This is a genomic window from Marinobacter flavimaris (assembly GCF_002933295.1).
Taxonomy (GTDB): Bacteria; Pseudomonadota; Gammaproteobacteria; order Pseudomonadales; family Oleiphilaceae; genus Marinobacter; species Marinobacter flavimaris.
This window is the reverse complement of sequence record NZ_PSSW01000008.1, coordinates 154,185-171,020: the sequence shown is the minus strand read 5'-3', so window position 1 is coordinate 171,020 and position 16,836 is coordinate 154,185. Positions and strand designations below refer to the sequence as shown.

At 56.0% G+C, this 16,836-nt stretch carries 20 protein-coding genes and 1 tRNA gene; 15 read left to right on the top strand and 6 right to left on the bottom strand.

Features of this window, described 5'->3' with window-relative positions; genetic code table 11:
- Nucleotides 1-50 precede the first annotated feature (50 nt).
- Together xthA and MDHKLMBL_RS15105 are read left to right on the top strand one after the other, a co-directional pair.
- Nucleotides 51-863 (top strand): exodeoxyribonuclease III, encoded by an 813-nt coding sequence (xthA, locus tag MDHKLMBL_RS15110; RefSeq protein ID WP_008171663.1) that lies wholly within the window; start codon nt 51-53, stop codon nt 861-863.
- A gap of 18 nt (nt 864-881) precedes the next feature.
- Nucleotides 882-1,511 carry a TetR/AcrR family transcriptional regulator gene (locus MDHKLMBL_RS15105; protein ID WP_008171664.1) on the top strand — a complete coding sequence of 210 codons (630 nt, stop codon included), beginning with the start codon at nt 882-884 and terminating at the stop codon, nt 1,509-1,511.
- A 9-nt stretch (nt 1,512-1,520) separates the two neighbouring features.
- On the opposite strand, the gene MDHKLMBL_RS15100 is transcribed toward MDHKLMBL_RS15105, so the two are convergent.
- On the bottom strand, nt 1,521-1,934 hold the full coding sequence (locus MDHKLMBL_RS15100; protein ID WP_008171665.1) for a phasin family protein: 414 nt from the start codon (nt 1,932-1,934) through the stop codon (nt 1,521-1,523).
- Nucleotides 1,935-2,280: 346 nt separating this feature from the next.
- Between MDHKLMBL_RS15100 and MDHKLMBL_RS15095 the strand changes: the two genes are divergently transcribed.
- The 4 genes from MDHKLMBL_RS15095 to hemH all read left to right on the top strand — a co-directional run bounded on the left by MDHKLMBL_RS15095 (nt 2,281) and on the right by hemH (nt 4,824).
- The gene (locus MDHKLMBL_RS15095; protein ID WP_008171666.1) at nt 2,281-2,718 is read left to right on the top strand and encodes a YeeE/YedE family protein; all 438 of its coding nucleotides are present in this window, start codon (nt 2,281-2,283) and stop codon (nt 2,716-2,718) included.
- Between the two features lie 4 nt (nt 2,719-2,722).
- Nucleotides 2,723-3,148 (top strand): YeeE/YedE family protein, encoded by a 426-nt coding sequence (locus MDHKLMBL_RS15090; protein ID WP_008171667.1) that lies wholly within the window; start codon nt 2,723-2,725, stop codon nt 3,146-3,148.
- A gap of 97 nt (nt 3,149-3,245) precedes the next feature.
- Nucleotides 3,246-3,677, top strand: coding sequence for a protein tyrosine phosphatase family protein (locus MDHKLMBL_RS15085; protein WP_008171670.1), 432 nt, complete (start codon nt 3,246-3,248; stop codon nt 3,675-3,677).
- Between the two features lie 37 nt (nt 3,678-3,714).
- Entirely contained in the window at nt 3,715-4,824 is a 1,110-nt protein-coding gene (gene hemH, locus MDHKLMBL_RS15080) for a ferrochelatase (RefSeq protein ID WP_014577152.1), read from the top strand.
- A 29-nt stretch (nt 4,825-4,853) separates the two neighbouring features.
- On the opposite strand, the gene MDHKLMBL_RS15075 is transcribed toward hemH, so the two are convergent.
- Together MDHKLMBL_RS15075 and MDHKLMBL_RS15070 are read right to left on the bottom strand one after the other, a co-directional pair.
- Nucleotides 4,854-5,072 (bottom strand): hypothetical protein, encoded by a 219-nt coding sequence (locus MDHKLMBL_RS15075; RefSeq protein WP_008171673.1) that lies wholly within the window; start codon nt 5,070-5,072, stop codon nt 4,854-4,856.
- Nucleotides 5,073-5,210: 138 nt separating this feature from the next.
- A tRNA-Ser gene (locus tag MDHKLMBL_RS15070) sits at nt 5,211-5,301 on the bottom strand.
- Between the two features lie 211 nt (nt 5,302-5,512).
- Between MDHKLMBL_RS15070 and MDHKLMBL_RS15065 the strand changes: the two genes are divergently transcribed.
- From MDHKLMBL_RS15065 to MDHKLMBL_RS15045, 5 genes are all read left to right on the top strand, one after another.
- Nucleotides 5,513-6,211 (top strand): Bax inhibitor-1/YccA family protein, encoded by a 699-nt coding sequence (locus tag MDHKLMBL_RS15065; protein ID WP_014577154.1) that lies wholly within the window; start codon nt 5,513-5,515, stop codon nt 6,209-6,211.
- Nucleotides 6,212-6,314: 103 nt separating this feature from the next.
- The gene (gene tusD / locus MDHKLMBL_RS15060; RefSeq protein ID WP_008171675.1) at nt 6,315-6,719 is read left to right on the top strand and encodes a sulfurtransferase complex subunit TusD; all 405 of its coding nucleotides are present in this window, start codon (nt 6,315-6,317) and stop codon (nt 6,717-6,719) included.
- 2 nt (nt 6,720-6,721) lie between these two features.
- The gene (locus tag MDHKLMBL_RS15055) at nt 6,722-7,072 is read left to right on the top strand and encodes a DsrE family protein (protein ID WP_104271248.1); all 351 of its coding nucleotides are present in this window, start codon (nt 6,722-6,724) and stop codon (nt 7,070-7,072) included.
- A gap of 5 nt (nt 7,073-7,077) precedes the next feature.
- A complete protein-coding gene (tusB, locus tag MDHKLMBL_RS15050; RefSeq protein ID WP_008171678.1) occupies nt 7,078-7,362 on the top strand; it encodes a sulfurtransferase complex subunit TusB in 285 nt (94 codons plus the stop codon).
- 3 nt (nt 7,363-7,365) lie between these two features.
- Nucleotides 7,366-7,692, top strand: coding sequence for a TusE/DsrC/DsvC family sulfur relay protein (locus tag MDHKLMBL_RS15045; protein ID WP_008171680.1), 327 nt, complete (start codon nt 7,366-7,368; stop codon nt 7,690-7,692).
- Here MDHKLMBL_RS15045 and MDHKLMBL_RS15040 read toward each other — a convergent pair.
- The 3 genes from MDHKLMBL_RS15040 to nfuA form a co-directional block, all read right to left on the bottom strand.
- Nucleotides 7,679-8,047 (bottom strand): hypothetical protein, encoded by a 369-nt coding sequence (locus tag MDHKLMBL_RS15040; protein WP_008171682.1) that lies wholly within the window; start codon nt 8,045-8,047, stop codon nt 7,679-7,681. The two genes, MDHKLMBL_RS15045 and MDHKLMBL_RS15040, sit on opposite strands and share 14 nt — an antisense overlap.
- A 41-nt stretch (nt 8,048-8,088) precedes the next feature.
- Nucleotides 8,089-9,288: a DUF445 domain-containing protein gene (locus tag MDHKLMBL_RS15035; RefSeq protein WP_008171683.1), complete on the bottom strand. Its 1,200-nt coding sequence runs from the start codon at nt 9,286-9,288 to the stop codon at nt 8,089-8,091.
- 219 nt (nt 9,289-9,507) lie between these two features.
- The gene (nfuA, locus tag MDHKLMBL_RS15030) at nt 9,508-10,095 is read right to left on the bottom strand and encodes a Fe-S biogenesis protein NfuA (RefSeq protein WP_008171684.1); all 588 of its coding nucleotides are present in this window, start codon (nt 10,093-10,095) and stop codon (nt 9,508-9,510) included.
- A 232-nt stretch (nt 10,096-10,327) separates the two neighbouring features.
- Here nfuA and metH point away from each other — a divergent pair, with 232 nt between their 5' ends.
- The 4 genes from metH to MDHKLMBL_RS15010 all read left to right on the top strand — a co-directional run bounded on the left by metH (nt 10,328) and on the right by MDHKLMBL_RS15010 (nt 16,808).
- Nucleotides 10,328-14,026, top strand: a complete 3,699-nt coding sequence (metH, locus tag MDHKLMBL_RS15025; RefSeq protein WP_104271246.1) for a methionine synthase — start codon at nt 10,328-10,330, stop codon at nt 14,024-14,026.
- Between the two features lie 33 nt (nt 14,027-14,059).
- On the top strand, nt 14,060-14,296 hold the full coding sequence (locus tag MDHKLMBL_RS15020) for a DUF2970 domain-containing protein (RefSeq protein WP_008171686.1): 237 nt from the start codon (nt 14,060-14,062) through the stop codon (nt 14,294-14,296).
- A gap of 360 nt (nt 14,297-14,656) precedes the next feature.
- Nucleotides 14,657-16,309 carry a nitrite/sulfite reductase gene (locus tag MDHKLMBL_RS15015; RefSeq protein ID WP_053115358.1) on the top strand — a complete coding sequence of 551 codons (1,653 nt, stop codon included), beginning with the start codon at nt 14,657-14,659 and terminating at the stop codon, nt 16,307-16,309.
- Nucleotides 16,302-16,808, top strand: coding sequence for a DUF934 domain-containing protein (locus MDHKLMBL_RS15010; RefSeq protein ID WP_008171689.1), 507 nt, complete (start codon nt 16,302-16,304; stop codon nt 16,806-16,808). The genes MDHKLMBL_RS15015 and MDHKLMBL_RS15010 overlap by 8 nt, the downstream gene beginning before the upstream one ends.
- Nucleotides 16,809-16,836: the final 28 nt, after the last annotated feature.

Below are 16,836 nucleotides of genomic sequence, written 5' to 3'. Positions count from 1 at the left end.
GGTCAGTATGGTAAACTCCGACGGGAATCAACGCCGGAGAGTATTTTGAAATGATGTTCGTCTCTTTCAACGTCAACAGTATCCGCACCCGCCTGCACCAGCTTGAAGCCGTAATAGACGCCCTCGCACCGGATTTTATCGGCCTTCAGGAAACCAAGGTTCAGGACGACGACTTTCCGGTAGAAGCAATCCGGGACCTTGGCTACCACGTGCATTTCCACGGGCAAAAAACCCACTATGGCGTTGCCCTGCTCTCAAAAGCGGAGCCGGAGGAGGTTGTCAAAGGCTACCCGTGGGATGGTGAGGATTCCCAGCGCAGGCTGATTACCGGCCATTTCACGGTCAATGGCGAAAAGCTGACGGTGATCAACGGCTATTTTCCCCAGGGTGAAAGCCGTGACCATCCGGTGAAGTTTCCTGCCAAGGAGAAGTTCTACGGGGATCTGATGCGTTACCTGGACGAGCTCAAGAAAGCGGGCGGCTACGTGGTGGTGATGGGGGATATGAACATCTCTCCAACCGATAAAGACATTGGCATTGGCGCCGACAACGCCAAACGCTGGCTACGAACCGGTAAATGCTCTTTCCTCCCGGAGGAACGGGAATGGCTGGGCCAGGTCGAGTCTCGCGGTTATACCGATGTGTTCCGGCACCTTCATCCTGATGAAGCGGACACTTTCAGCTGGTTTGACTACCGCAGCAAGGGTTTCGAGCGAGACCCCAAGCGTGGTCTGCGGATTGATCTGATCATGGCCAGTGACAGCCTGCTGCCCAAAGCCCGGAAAGCGGGTGTTTCCTACGACATTCGAGCCATGGAAAGGCCGTCCGACCACTGTCCGGTCTGGGCGAGCTTCGAGCTCTAGGGGCTGGCCCGGCGCGATATGAAAAAAATCAAAACCCGCGACCGTATACTCCAGACCAGCCTGGCGCTGTTTAACACCGTCGGCGAACCCAATGTCACCACCCTGCTGATCTCTGATGAGATGGATATCAGCCCGGGTAACCTCTATTACCACTTCAAGAGCAAAGGCGATATTGTCGAGGAAATCTTCGACCAGTACGAACACGACATGGTCGACTTGTTGGCGGTTCCGGAAGACGCCGACATCAGCCTCGACCAGCAGGGGTTCTTTCTACACCTGCTGTTCGAGACCGTAGCCCGCTACCGGTTCCTCTATCAGGATCTGGTGAACGTGTTGTCCCGGTACGATCAGCTGCAGGTACGATTCAAGCGCATCCAGAAAAAGAAAAGACTGGCTTTCAAGACGATTTGCGAGAGCTTTCGACGCCAGGGCATTATGGCGATTGAGCAGGAAGAGCTTGATTCTCTTTGTGAGCAGTTGACGCTAACCGCCTGTTATTGGAGTGCTTTTGATACGCTCTCTCACCTGGATGACCGGGAGGCAGTGGATCCGGGGCGGGGTGTTTACCAGATGATGCACCTGGTGCTGCCCTACCTTGCGCCGGCCGACCGGGAGGAAGCCCGGCTGATGAGCCGGGATTATCTCTGAGCCGTAACGTTATTCTTCGTCGTCACCGGCACGTTTCCGCAGGCGGGCAAGTTCTGATTCAAGGGCTTCAATACGCCGCTCCATAGATTCGATTTCTTCACGGCGATGTATGCCCAGACGTCTCAGGGCACCGGACACCCGTTCATCAAACATGTGCTCAAGCCGATCCCAGGTGCCAGTGGCTCGCTCCCGAACCCCTTCAACCCGATCTTCCACGGACTTGATCTGCTTTTCGACGACGCCCCGGGTTTTGTTCTCGAGCTGCTCACCTTCCTGCACAAGACGCTCGAAGAAACGGCCAGTATCTTCCTCGGCTTTGGTATAGGCGCCCAACCCGGCCAGCCAGATCTGGCGGGCTGAACCCTTGATTTTTGCCGCCAGTTGCGGATCATTCTCCGGCTTATTGTCGTTCTCGTCAGACATGTACAACCTCGGGAGTGCGGATAGTTCTTTCTAACCGCCATTGTATTACAGCTTGGCCCGGATTTCAGTCGGCCTGGAACCCGCGCAACGAAAGGCGGCAGTATAAAGACGCATCCGATATGAAAAAATGTTTTCAAACGAAAGTGAGTCTCGCTTGAAGTGTTCAAAATATAGTCAATACTTCCCAATACCGGCGTCCCTGCTGATGCCGGTTTGTCTGGAAGTCTTTCATGGATACTACTCGCACGCCTCTGCCCGGCATCCTTTGCCGGGCTTTTTTTTGTTATTATTGCCCCAAGATATATGCTTATTCCAATATGAAAGTCTATAAAATTCGGAGTATCAGATGATTGAAATTGCGTGGAGTAACTTCACCCCCTGGTCAGCGTTGGCGGGTGGCATACTGGTGGGCATAGCTGCCGCCAGCTTTCTGCTTCTCAACGGGCGGATTGCAGGCATCAGTGGCATTCTTGGCGGACTTCTTTCACCGGCAAAAGGCGATATTGCCTGGCGCGTGGCGTTCCTTGCCGGACTGATTGGTGCACCGGCAGTCTGGGTACTGGCTACAGAGCTTCCCCCTATCGAAATCGAGGCCGGCTATCCCGCGCTCATTGTTGCGGGGCTGTTGGTGGGGATCGGCACCCGATATGGTTCCGGCTGTACCAGTGGACACGGGGTTTGCGGTCTGTCCCGCCTATCGCTGCGCTCGCTGGCAGTCACGATGAGCTTCATGGCTGCCGGATTTGTCACCGTGTACGTGATTCGTCACCTGATGGGGGTGTGACGCCATGAAATTTTCTCTTGCTTCTCTGTTTGCTGGCCTTGTCTTCGGAATGGGGCTTATCGTTTCCGGCATGGCCAATCCTGAAAAGGTGCTCGGCTTCCTTGATATCGCAGGCCTTTGGGATCCTTCACTGGCGTTTGTGATGGGCGGCGCCATCATGGTGGGTGTGGTCGCGTTTGCTGTTGCCCGCAAGCGCACCCTTTCCTTTCTCGGGTTCCACATGAAAATGCCCACCAGTGCCCATATCGATAAACGATTGGTACTCGGGGGTCTTATGTTCGGCGTTGGCTGGGGTATCGCCGGCTTCTGCCCCGGGCCGGGACTGGTCGCGCTCGGTGCCGGTGAAACCAAGGCGGCGGTGTTTGTTGCGGCCATGGTTGCGGGCATGGGCATTTTCGAAGTCATTGAGCGCAACCGTGCGAAAGTGTAAGTATTTTCTGTAAATTTACCCGCCGCCATTCTGACACAGCCCGGGGGCTGTGCGATCATGGCGGCAGCTCCACCACCCGATTCGGAGAACGACATCCATGGATATCAGAAAAATCGACGACAACATTTCGGTAGCCCCGCAGATTTCCATTGAAGACGTGGCAGAAGCCGCGAAGCTGGGGTTCAAGACTCTCGTAGCAAATCGCCCTGACCACGAAGAGCCGGGCCAGCCTGCCATGGCGGATATTGAAGCCGCCGCCAGGGAACAGGGCCTTGAGTGGGTATACATGCCGGTGGAGTCGGGAAACATCACTGACGACGACGTAAACCGCTTCGCGCCGATGATCCGGGACGCCGAAAAACCCGTACTGGCATTCTGTCGTTCCGGGACCCGCTGCACCGTGCTCTGGGCTCTGAGCGCGGCCAGAAACACATCAGCCGATGAGATTTTTACCAAAGCACGCAACGCCGGTTACGACATTTCCGGCCTTGCACCAAGAATGGCGCAGCAGGCCGCCGACAAAGGCTGACACTGCCACCGCCTAACCAACGTTCAGGATCTACCGCATGCAATACAAAGGTTCAGAGAATTTCAGCCACAACCAGTCTGACCGATTGGGAGTGCTGGTTACCAACCTGGGGACACCGGATGCGCCAACAACCTCGGCCCTCCGTCGCTACCTGGCTGAATTTCTCTCGGACCCCCGGGTGGTCGAATTGCCGCGGCCGCTCTGGTGGCTGATCCTTCACGGTGTGATCCTGAGAATTCGTCCCAAGCGAAGCGCAGAGGCTTACTCAAGCGTCTGGCAGCCGGAGGGCTCTCCCCTGCTGCTGCACACTGCAAAGCAGGCTGAGGGTATCCGAGAGGCACTCAAGCGCAAGTACGGCCCTAACGTGGTCGTCGGCTTTGCGATGCGCTACGGCAACCCCTCAATTTCCCGGGTTCTTGATGAGATGCAGGAACAGGGCGTACGGAAACTGCTGGTTCTGCCACTTTACCCCCAATACTCCGCGTCGACCTCGGCCTCCACCTTCGATGCCATTGCCAAGGATTTCTCGAAACGGCGCTGGCTGCCCGATTTCCGTTTCATTTCTCACTACCCGGATTATCCTCCGTACATTGAAGCCATGGCGCGCCATATCGAGGCGCACTGGGCCAACCATGGACGCAACCAGAAGCTGGTATTTTCCTACCATGGCGTGCCGCTCAAGTACCTGACCAAGGGCGATCCTTATCACTGCGAGTGCCACAAAACGTCTCGCCTGCTGGCTGAGCGGCTGGGCCTGAGCAAAGAGGACTACATGACCACGTTCCAATCCCGCTTTGGCAAGGAAGAGTGGCTCAAGCCCTACACGGATGAAACCCTGAAGTCCCTGCCAGGCAAAGGCGTCAAATCCATCGACGTATTCTGCCCCGGCTTTTCATCCGATTGCCTCGAAACCATTGAGGAAATCGACGAAGAAAACCGTGAGTACTTCATGGAGGCCGGCGGTGAAGGGTTCAGCTACATCACAGCGCTGAACGCCACACCCGGGCACATCGAAGCCCTGGTAAAACTGATCGAGGAAAATCTGGAAGGCTGGCAGGTGCCAAAGAACGAGCCAGAGGCTCTGGCAGCTCGCCAGCAGCGGGCAGACGAGCAGAAAGAAGCAATCTATCCGGGCCGGGATCTCTGATCCGCCCCCGAGTTATAGCCGGGGCTGCGTCAGCTGCCCCGGTTTCCCTCCTTGCCTTCAAAGCCCTCTGAAAGATCCGGTACAGACTGACAGAACGTGCATTCGCCCGTATCAACGGCGGCGCCGCCAGCCTCCACATAACGCACCTTATGGCTCGCCCTGCCCCGATTTGCGGACACGGAAAACTTGCGGTTCCGGCGTTCGGCCGAACCGGTATCAGATGTTTGATGATTCTGAAATTCGCCCATAACACCCTCTCATAGTCTCTGTGCAAGGATAATGAGGGTTAACTGGCTTCAAACCAAGTAGGGATAACCACGTCGTTATGACGGGAAATATCACGTGGGGAACAGGAGATTCGGAAGAAAGAAAGGTAAGAGGAAAAATGGCGGTGGGCCAGGGATTCGAACCCCGGGAAGGCTACTAACCTTCGGCGGTTTTCAAGACCGCTGCATTCAGCCACTCTGCCAGCCCACCGGTTTTTCCATTCGCCGTCATTGCGACAGCGGTGAGCATGATACCGGAATTGCCTGTGCTGTCAACGCTCTGCATAAAACCCGCCGCATTTTTCAACATTAACGGTTTTTAATGGAATCCGGAAGACGTTTTCCTGTCGTAAATGATTGAAAGTTGCGTATCTGACACTATTATGGGAACCAGTATCCAGTCGTTATAAACGGAGATGACAATGGAAGACAGACGATTCGGCGTTCAGAACTCTCAGGGAGCCTATTCGACTCCCCAGACGGAGCGCGCGACCACAGGCATCAGCGATGATGCGATGAAGGTGTTGCGCAACACCTATATGCTGCTTGGCATGACACTCGCCTTTTCGGCGCTGACAGCATTCCTGAACATGAACGGAACCCACCCGGGCTTCCTGATCACCATCGTGGGATACATTGGGCTGCTGTTCGCAACCTATAAGTTGAAAAACAGCCCCTGGGGCATCGTGACTACCTTCGCCCTGACCGGGTTCATGGGATACACCCTGGGTCCGATCATTGGCGCCTTCGTAGCTGCCGGCGCTTCCTCGATTGTCGCCCAGGCGCTGACACTGACCGCAGTTGCGTTTGTTGGTCTGTCTGCCACGGCCATCATCACCAAGAAAGACTTCAGCTTCATGTCCAGCTTCCTGACCGCTGGTGCGTTTGTACTGATCGGTGCCATGCTTCTGGCCTTCCTGATGGAGAGCTCTGTTCTGCATCTGGCAGTGTCCGCCGGCTTCACGATCTTTGCTTCGATCATGATCCTGTTCGAGACCAGCCAGATCATCAAGGGTGGTGAGCGTAACTACGTCATCGCCACTGTTGGTCTGTATGTATCCATCTACAACCTGTTCGTCAGCCTGCTGCACCTGCTGTCTGCGTTCAGTGGCGAAGATTGATACCAGGCTGAATCAGCCGCTTCGAAACCCCGGCAGTTGCCGGGGTTTTTGCTTTCGGTAAACTGAAAGTCATTGTCTTGCAGACTTATAACGAACAGGAACCATGTCCGAAACCTTTACCCTGGTAATTACTGGCGCGCCCTACTCGTCTCAGGCGCCCCAGACTGCTCTCGGCTTTGCGAAGGCAGCGGTAGATGCTGGCCATCAGATTGACCGGGTGTTCCTCTACGGTGACGGGGTCCATTTGGCCTCTGCGCTCTGCGCGCCGCCGTCTGACGAAACCCACTGGCCAGACGAATGGTCCCGGTTTCTGACTCAGCACAAGATTCCCGGTGTGGCATGCATTGCCTCCGCGCTGCGTCGTGGCCTCGTCAACGAAACCGAACAGAAACGCTATGAATTGCCTTCGGCCAATCTTCGGGCCCCGTTTGAAATCGCTGGCCTCGGAGAATGGGTCGAGGGGCGAATCAAATCCACGCGCACGCTTTATTTCCACGCTGGAGACTGACCATGACCACACTGATCATGATTGACCAGCCTCCCTACGGCGCGTGGACCGGACGGGAAGCACTGGATATGGCGTTTTCGCTGGCAGCCTTCGACCAGTCGGCATCCCTGCTATTCACCGGGCCTGGCGTTAACTGGCTGAGACAGACTCAGCACGCCGGAGGCATTGAACAGAAGTCTGTGGAGAAGAATCTCACTGCAGCACCGATATTCGGCATGGACGCGATCCTGGCTGATCGGGCTGCCTGTATTGCCTACGGCCTCGATGAGCATTCGCTGATTGAAGGCGTCACCCTGGTAGATGCTGATGCCGATCTCCTCACTGACTATGACCACACCGCATTTGCAGGTTAGCTCAGATGACTGACATCCAGACATTGCACATATTGAACAAATCCCCCGATCATCCCCGGGCCGCGCGGTGCGTTGAAATGATGTCTGCAGAAGACGGCCTTCTTCTGACCGGCAACGGCGTGCTGTTGCTGGCACGCGGGAACCTTCTGCCGGGCGCCAGCAAGGTCTTTGCGCTCATTCCGGACGTCGAGGCGCGCGGACTGGGAGATCTGAGCGGCAACGTCAGTTCTGTGGACTTTGCGGAGATGGTAACGCTTTCATTGCAGGCACAACGGGTAATCAGTTGGTAAACCATGGTCAGTAATGCAATGCCACAACGAAACAACGAAGGCTTTCTTGAAGACGCCCAGACGTGGACCGAAGGTGTCGCGACGGCCATCGCTGCCGAGGACGACGTGGATCTCACAGAAAAACACTGGGAAATCATAAAGTTTCTTAGATCTTTTTATAAAGAGCATGAAATGTCGCCACCCTCTAATCGCCTGTTTGTGAAGGCGGTCAAAGAAGCGCTCGGCGAGGATAAGGGGAACAGCATCTACCTGATGCAGCTGTTTCCCGGCACCCCTGCAAAGACCGCCTGCAGGATTGCGGGGCTGCCAAGGCCAACTAACTGTCTTTAGAGTCCTTTGAGGCAGCGCCGTCCTTCTGCCTGTTGCGTTCCAGGTCCGCTGCACTGCCAAGGAAGCTGCTCAGGCCGTTCTCAAACAGGCCAGAGCCAAATTTCAGGAACTGGCGGGTCGATTCTTTAACGGTGCCGTCAAGGGCGCTTTCTGGCAGTTCCCGGATGGTATCTGCCACACCCTTTTTTACACCGCGAGTCACCGCCGGTTCGATTTCCCGGCCGGCCTCAATCAGTTCCGCCACCCTGGCATCGAGGTATGGACGGACCACGAAACGCCAGAACCCCCAGAGAGTGACAAGCACGGCGCCAACGGTTGCAAGAATCTGGATTGTCAGTGTTAGCCAAAAAGGCATGGCCTTCCTCCTTGTACTCCCGATAACGGGATTCATTCCGGCTAGAAATTCAGATAGTTCAGGGAAACGAACTGGAGTAACCCTGCCAGGGCACCAAAAATACCGCCCACAATCATCAACTGGACCTCTTCTTCCCGGAACGCAGGGCGCAGGATGTCCTGGAATTCATCGGGTTTCAGCGCTTTCATCTGGCCGGACAGAACTTCGGCTACCACAGGTGCCCGCTCACGGTTAAAAGCCGGGTCACTGAACACGTCACGCGTAGCCAGTACCGCCTTCTGGTTCATGGCTTTCTTGAGCTCGGTGTAACCCGTCATACCAACGGTGACCTGCGCCGTCAGCTTCATGATGACAGAGTTGTCCAGTAAGGGGCGAAGGTGTTTCTGGATAATCGCACGGGTTCTGTCACCGTGGCTGCCGTTGATCATGGCGTCGGCAACCTTCTCTACAGTAATCAGTTCCTCCGCCACCAGCCTGGCCCAGACATCACTGATTTCTGGCTGCCTGCGCAAAAACAAACCCTGAACCTTCCAAAACAGGATTCGTCGGGGCTTGAGCGGCGCGAAAATCAGGTTGATGGCAATCCAGTTGGTCACGAAACCGACCACGAAGCCGCCCAGCGGCAGCAGCCAGGGCTCCGGATAGCGGGTCCATAAGGGCACAAGGAGAGCGCCAAGAATGCCTCCGATAACCGCACCTCGGTTGATCACAGACTGAAGCTCCACCGCACCGGCTTGCTGGAAAATCCGGTTCATCATGTCCGGATGTTTTTCGAGTTCGCGGCTGAGCAGAGCCTTGAGGTCGACCAACTCGTCCAGATCGTCACCAAAGTCCTCCACCAGCTCCTCTACCCTGGAGGGCAGCTGTTCACGGGCCCACTGATAAATCCGGTTTCTGACAAATAACGGAAGGTTGTCCCAAAGGACCGGCTGGATTTCGTACATAACCTCATCGATGTACTCATCCATCCGCGGGGTCACCTGGGAAATCACCTGCTCAACGATGCGCTGCGGTTCAAGCTTCTGGTAGACAGCGTTGAGGTCGCCGAACTGCCGAAGCGTCCTGTCGATGCAGATATGCGCCATCTTTTCCGCTTTGCGGGGAATAACGCCCTGCCACCCTATCAGCCCCACCCCGATGAACTGCACCGGATAGAAGGACATCTGGATGGCCAGCCAGTTGGTCAGCCAACCAACAACAGCCGCCATAAGAGGCACTGACAGAAGCGCAACGTCGAACAAGTTTGACCCCGGTAGAAGAGTGTAATCCGTTTTTAGGCGGTGATAATGCCGTTAACGGACAGACAGGATAGTACCTGCCTGCAGTTGCTGTGTATGCGACAAATGATGAAGTAATTGAAATGTCACAACATTGGCCGAGCAGCCATGGCGAAAGCGGTAATGCGGCAGGCCGAATAGATGCCGCGCCCCGCAGGGCGCGGCAAACCGGGCAGGAAGGACTTACTGGTAGTAGGCGTTTTCGGTGTAGGAGTGGTCGGTCACATCACGCACTGCAGTGATTTCCGGAACCCGCTCTTTCAAGGTTGATTCCACGCCCTGCTTCAGGGTCAGGCTGACTGCCGAGCAACCCTGGCAACCGCCACCGAAACGCAGCACGGCCACGGATTCGTCGACGATCTCCACAAGGGACACCTCGCCGCCATGGGCGGCCAGATTCGGATTGATCTCGGAAGCGAGTATGTAGTTCACCCGATCCGGCAGAGGTGCGTCGTCATCAATCTTGGGCACTTTTGCGTTTGGTGCCTTGATGGTGAGCTGCCCACCCATCTGGTCCTTGGAGTAATCCACGTAGGCCTCTTCGAGGAAGGGCACGGAATTGTGGTCCAGATACAGGATGAACTTGTCCAGATCTACCTGCTCGTCCGTCGGTACTACTTCGTTAGGCGGGCAGTAGGCCAGACAGGTTTCGGCGTTTTTGGTGCCGGGCTGGGTCACGAAGATACGTACGCCCATGCCTTCCACGTCCTGTTTTTCGATAAGTTGTGCAAGATAATCCCGAGCGGGATCTGTCACAGTAACCTGAGCCATGTTTTCAACCCGTTTGAAAGTTTGGATTCATTTTAAGGGAGTTCGCGGGAACATGAAAGACCAAGTAAAATAGTCGGGCTTTACGAAGGTAATGAATTTCCCGTATTGGCAGGTATTTGCAGTAGGCAATTGATAATCGTCATTCGTACTAAGACGGGCTCGGGCAATTTTGCTATGATCCCGCGCCATTGATTTTAATACCGCGTTTTTAACGACATCCGGAAGTAAACCTATGACCGATCGCACCACCCGTCTCGACCAGCTCCACAAGGCCCTGCAGGAACGCATCGTGATCCTTGATGGCGGCATGGGCACCATGATCCAGAATCTCAAGCTGGACGAGAAGGCGTTCCGTGGCGATCGGTTTGCCGACTACGAGCGGGAAGTTCAGGGCAATAATGACCTGCTGAACCTGACCCAGCCCGCCCTGCTCCGCAACATCCACGCGGACTACCTGGACGCCGGCGCAGACATTATCGAGACCAACACCTTTAACTCCACCCAGCTTTCCCAGGCGGACTATGGGCTGGAAGCGATTGCCAGAGAACTGAACGTGGCCGCAGCCGAACTGGCCCGGCAGATCGCGGATGAGTACACCGCGAAAAACCCGGAAAAGCCGCGATTTGTTGCCGGTGCCGTCGGGCCGACATCGCGGACCGCCTCCATCTCACCGGATGTCAATAACCCGGGCTACCGCAATGTCGATTTCCAGACCCTGGTCGATAACTACTACGAAGCGGTAGGAGGCCTGGTCGAAGGCGGCTGCGACCTGATCCTGATTGAAACCATTTTCGATACGCTGAACGCGAAAGCGGCGATCTACGCCACTCAGCAGTATTTTGAGGACAGCGGCATCACCCTGCCGATCATGATTTCCGGCACCATTACCGATGCCTCCGGCCGAACCCTTTCCGGTCAGACCACCGAGGCTTTCTGGAATTCGGTGGCCCACGCCAAACCCATATCCGTTGGCCTGAACTGCGCACTGGGGGCCGACGCCCTGCGACCTTATGTGGAAGAGCTGTCTGCAAAGGCGGAAACCTATGTCAGCGCCCACCCGAATGCCGGCCTTCCCAACGAGTTTGGTGAATACGATCAGACACCCGAGGAAATGGCCGAGATCATCGAAGGCTTCGCCCGTGACGGTTTTCTGAACATCATCGGTGGCTGCTGTGGCTCCCGGCCGGATCACATCGAAGCCATCGCCCAGGCGGTGTCCAAGTACCCGCCCCGGAAGATTCCCGAACGCCCGAAAGCGTTGCGTCTTTCTGGCCTTGAGCCGTTCACAGGCGACGACAATGTTCTGTTTATCAACGTGGGTGAGCGGACCAACGTCACCGGCTCCAAGCGCTTCCTGCGTCTGATCAAGGAAGAGCAATACGAAGAGGCCCTCAGCGTCGCCCGTGATCAGGTGGAAAACGGTGCCCAGATCATCGACATCAACATGGATGAGGGCATGCTGGAGTCGAAAGAGGTGATGGTCACCTTCCTGAACCTCGTCGCCTCCGAGCCGGATATCTCCCGGGTGCCGATCATGATCGACTCCTCCAAGTGGGATGTGATCGAAGCAGGATTGCGCTGCATCCAGGGCAAGGCGGTTGTGAACTCCATCAGTCTCAAGGAAGGCGAAGAGGAGTTCGTCAAGCGCGCCAGAGATTGCATGCGCTATGGCGCCGCCGTGGTGGTAATGGCCTTTGACGAACAGGGCCAGGCAGACACCTACGAGCGCAAGACCGAGATCTGCAAGCGCTCTTACGACGTGTTGACCGGCATCGGCTTCAACCCGGCGGATATCATTTTTGATCCGAACATCTTTGCCATTGCCACAGGCATCGAGGAACACAACAACTACGCGGTGGATTTCATCAACGCCGCCCGCTGGATTCGGGAAAACCTGCCCCACGCCTCAATTTCCGGCGGCGTGAGCAACGTGTCCTTCTCGTTCCGCGGCAATGATGTAGTCCGTGAAGCCATCCACTCGGTGTTCCTCTACCACGCCATCAAGGCGGGGATGAACATGGGCATCGTGAACCCCGGCCAACTGGTGATCTACGATGAAATCGATCCGGAGCTCAAAGAGCTGGTGGAAGATGTTGTCCTGAACCGCCGTGATGATTCCACCGACCGGCTCCTTGAGATCGCCGAACGCTACAAAGGCAAAGGCGGCAAAACCCAGGAGGAAGACCTGGCCTGGCGTGAATGGCCGGTGGAGAAGCGCCTGGAACATGCACTGGTCAAAGGCATTACCACCTATATCGTGGACGATACCGAAGCCTGCCGCCAGAGAGCCACACATCCCATTGAGGTCATTGAAGGCCCATTGATGGATGGCATGAACGTGGTCGGAGACCTCTTCGGCGATGGCAAGATGTTCCTGCCCCAGGTGGTCAAAAGCGCCCGCGTCATGAAACAGGCTGTTGCACACCTGATTCCCTACATCGAAGCGGAGAAAACGGAAGACCAGAAAGCCAAGGGCAAGATCCTGATGGCCACGGTAAAGGGCGATGTCCATGATATCGGCAAGAACATCGTGGGAGTGGTCCTGCAATGCAACAACTATGAGGTGATTGACCTGGGTGTGATGGTGCCCTGCGACAAGATCCTCGCTGCTGCAAAAGAACACGATGTCGACCTTATTGGTCTGAGCGGTCTGATTACACCGTCTCTGGACGAAATGGTCCACGTGGCTCGCGAGATGCAACGACTCGATTTCAACATTCCGCTGATGATCGGTGGCGCAACAACTTCCAAGGCGCATACCGCGGTAAAAATCGAGCCCCAGTACAAGAACGACATCGCGCTGTACGTGTCGGACGCATCCCGCTGCGTGAACGTCGCATCCCAGCTTCTGAGCAAGAATGCGAAGCCCGAGTTTGTGGAAGCCGCCCGAACTGAATATGACGAAATCCGCGAGCGCCGCAAGAACCGGGGTGACCGCACCAAGCTGGTTTCCCTGAAGGAAGCTCGTGATCGCGCCCCCGACATCTCCTTCGAAGGCTACCAGCCTCCAAAGCCGGCTTTCACCGGCATCCGGGTGTTCGAGGAATATGACCTCAACGAGCTGGTGGACTACATCGACTGGACGCCGTTCTTCATGTCCTGGGATATTTCTGGCAAGTACCCGGCCATTTTTGATGACCCGAAGCGTGGCGAGGCTGCCCGCCACCTCTTTGACGATGCCCAGAAGATTCTGCACCGGATGATTGATGAAAAGCGGGTCTCTGCCCGTGGCGTCATCGGTTTCTGGCCAGCCAACCGCCGCGGTGACGATGTTGTGCTTTACACGGACGAATCCTGCACCGAGGAGCTGACTACTCTGCACCACCTCCGTCAGCAGGATGAAAAGGCACCGGGCAAACCCATGATGGCGCTGTCGGATTTTGTCGCGCCTGAAGGCTCCGGGACGGTGGACTACGTGGGCGGTTTCGCGGTCACCACCGGCATTGGTGCAGAAGAATTCTCGGTAGAGTTCAAAGATGCCAACGACGACTATAACGCGATTATGGTGAAGGCGTTGGCCGACCGCCTGGCAGAAGCTTTCGCCGAGCGGATGCACGAGCGGGTTCGCCAGGAGTTCTGGGGCTATGCCGCTGATGAAAAGCTGGCCAACGATGACCTGATCAAGGAAAGGTACCGCGGAATACGTCCGGCACCCGGCTACCCGGCGTGCCCGGACCACACGGAGAAGGCAACCTTGTTCAATTTGCTTGAGGCCACTGATACTGCAGGCATTGAGTTGACCGAGCACTTTGCCATGTTCCCGACCGCTGCCGTCTCCGGCTGGTACTTTGCGCATCCGGAATCCAAGTATTTTGCGGTAGGGAAAATTGGCGCTGACCAGGTTGAGGACTATGCTGAACGCAAAGGCATTTCCAAGGCCGAGGCAGAACGCTGGCTTGCGCCAAGCCTGGCGTACGATCCGGCAGAGTAAGCTTCGGGTGAAGCACAGATCAGGGGCGGATGTATGACTGAATCTTCAGAAGCGGAAAAACGGGACGAAAAAAAGCCGCGTGGACCTGGCGTATTGAAAGTCATGCAAAGCATACTCGCAGGCGCGTTCGGAGTTCAGTCCGACAAGCGCCGGGAAGAGGACTTTTCAAGCCATAGCCCCTGGCCTTACATCATTGCCGGCATTCTGTTCACAGCCAGCTTTGTTGTAGGCCTGATCGTTATTGTAAATCTGGTCCTGGCGAGCCAGTAGACTACTGGCCAGCTACCCAGACCACCGCGAAAGCCACGGCAAGAACCACCAGCAGAACTGCGGCAACGGCATCGGCCTGACTGTCAGAACGTGCGGTCTTTTTCATGTCTGTTCCTCTTTCCGAGTTTTTGTCTCGTGTTTTTCTTGTTATCACGGCAGCAGCGCACACTGCTAACGTCATCCTCCAAGTTAAGCAGTTAATTGATATTCGTCCAGTCCCTTGTTCCTTCTGCTTATCGCCTGAGTCGATAAACATATTTTGAAATAATCATTTTAAGAATAAAAACCCGCTGTTATCCTTCCCGTCAGATATAAGGCCGTCGGCCTGGATATGTCGCTTTCAAGCAGGATCTTCCCACTATGTACGTATATGATGAACACGATCGGCAAATGGCTGCCGAGAGGGTTGCCCAGTTCCGTGACCAGACAGAAAGAGCGCTGGCCGGAGAATTGGCTGAAGACGAGTTTCTTCCCCTTCGCCTGCAGAACGGCCTGTACGTTCAGCGTCTTGCCCCCATGCTCAGGATCTGTGTTCCTTACGGCATGATGCGCTCAGACCAGCTTCGCCGGCTTGCGCGAATCACCCGGGACTACGACAAAGGCTATGCGCACTTCACCACTCGCCAAAATGTGCAGCTTAACTGGCCGGCGCTGGAAGACGTTCCCGACATTCTTGCAGAACTCGCTGAAGTGGAAATGCACGCCAACCAGACCAGCGGCAACTGCATTCGTAATACCACCACAGACCAGTTCTCCGGTGTTCAGTCGGACGAGATTGCGGATCCGCGGCCCTACTGCGAAATCATTCGCCAGTGGTCCACGTTCCATCCGGAATTTGCCTTCCTGCCGCGGAAATTCAAGGTTGCCGTAAACGCGTCCGAGCAAACCGATCGAGTCGCCATCCAGGTGCACGACATCGGGCTTCAGATGGTACGCAACGAGGCCGGCGATCTCGGTTTCCGGGTACACGTGGGCGGTGGTCTTGGCCGTACGCCCATGGTCGGGCCGGTAATTCGCGATTTCCTGCCGGAACTGGATCTGTTGACCTACCTGGAGGCCGTGCTTCGCGTCTATAACCGATACGGTCGGCGCGACAACAAGTTCAAGGCCCGGATCAAGATTCTGGTGAAGGCTCTGACCCCTGAGGGCTTTGCTGAAAAGGTGGAAGCAGAGTGGCAGCATATCAAGGAATCCCCGACCCGGCTGACGCCCGAGGCGATTCAACGCATCCAGGCCTACTTTACCGAACCGGATTACGCGGCTATCGACAATGCCACGGACCTGCTGGCCAGCCAGCGATTTGAGAACCGGGGCTTTGACCAGTGGCTGACCCACAACGTGGACACCCACAAGAAGGCAGGCTATGCCATCGTCTCCCTGACGATGAAGAAAACCGGCACTCCTCCTGGCGATGTCAGTGACAAGCAGCTTGAACAGATTGCCGATCTGGCAGACGAGTTCAGCTTCGGTGAAATCCGGGTCACTCACCAACAGAACGTGGTGCTGGCCGATGTGCGCCAGGATCGGCTGTTTGAACTGTGGCAGGCGATTACGCCCATGGGTTTCGGTACCGCGAACCTGAATACCCTGACTGATGTTATCTGCTGCCCCGGCGGTGATTACTGCGCCCTGGCCAACGCCAAGTCCATCCCGGTGGCCGAGGCCATCCAGCGGCAGTTCGATGATCTGGATTACCTGTACGACCTGGGCAATATCGATCTGAACATTTCCGGGTGCATGAATGCCTGCGGTCACCACCACGTCGGCAACATTGGTGTTCTCGGTGTCGACAAGAAAGGCCAGGAGTTCTATCAGATCAGTCTGGGCGGGTCGTCCCATCATGATGCCTCAATCGGCAAGATTCTGGGGCCTTCCTTTGCACGGGATGAGATGCCCAAGGTGATTTCAAAGATCATTGATGTCTACGTGGACAAGCGCACGGAAGAGGAAACCTTCCTAGACACCTATCGCCGCGTAGGAATTGATCCATTCAAGGAGCGGGTTTATGCCTAACGTTATTTCTCCGGATGGCAGCATCCGCCAGGACAACTGGGTAGTGGTGCCCCGCCCCGCCGAGGGCGAATCGCTGGATATTCCGGCGGACCAGCCGGCGTTAATCCCTGCGGATCTCTGGCTGGCAGGCTATGAGCATTTTACCGGACGGCAGGAGATTGGCGTGTGGTTCGACAGCCACGACGAGCCGGAGATTCTGGACGGTCGGGTGAACGAACTGCCGGTAATTGCTGTGAATTTTCCGAAGTTCAGTGACGGGCGTGGTTACAGCATTGGCCGGCTACTGCGTGAACGTTTCGGCTACAAGAATGAGCTTCGGGCGATTGGAGACGTGTTGCTGGATCAGCTGCAGTTCATGAAGCGCTGCGGATTCGATGCTTATGTCCTTCGGGCTGACAAGGACATCAACAAAGCTGCGCGGTGCCTGAACTTCTTCAGCCAGGGCTACCAGGCCGCGACCGATACGGAGATCCCGCTGTTCCGGCGTCGGGCCTCCTAGTTATCAAGCTTTAGAGTACGAAGAGAGG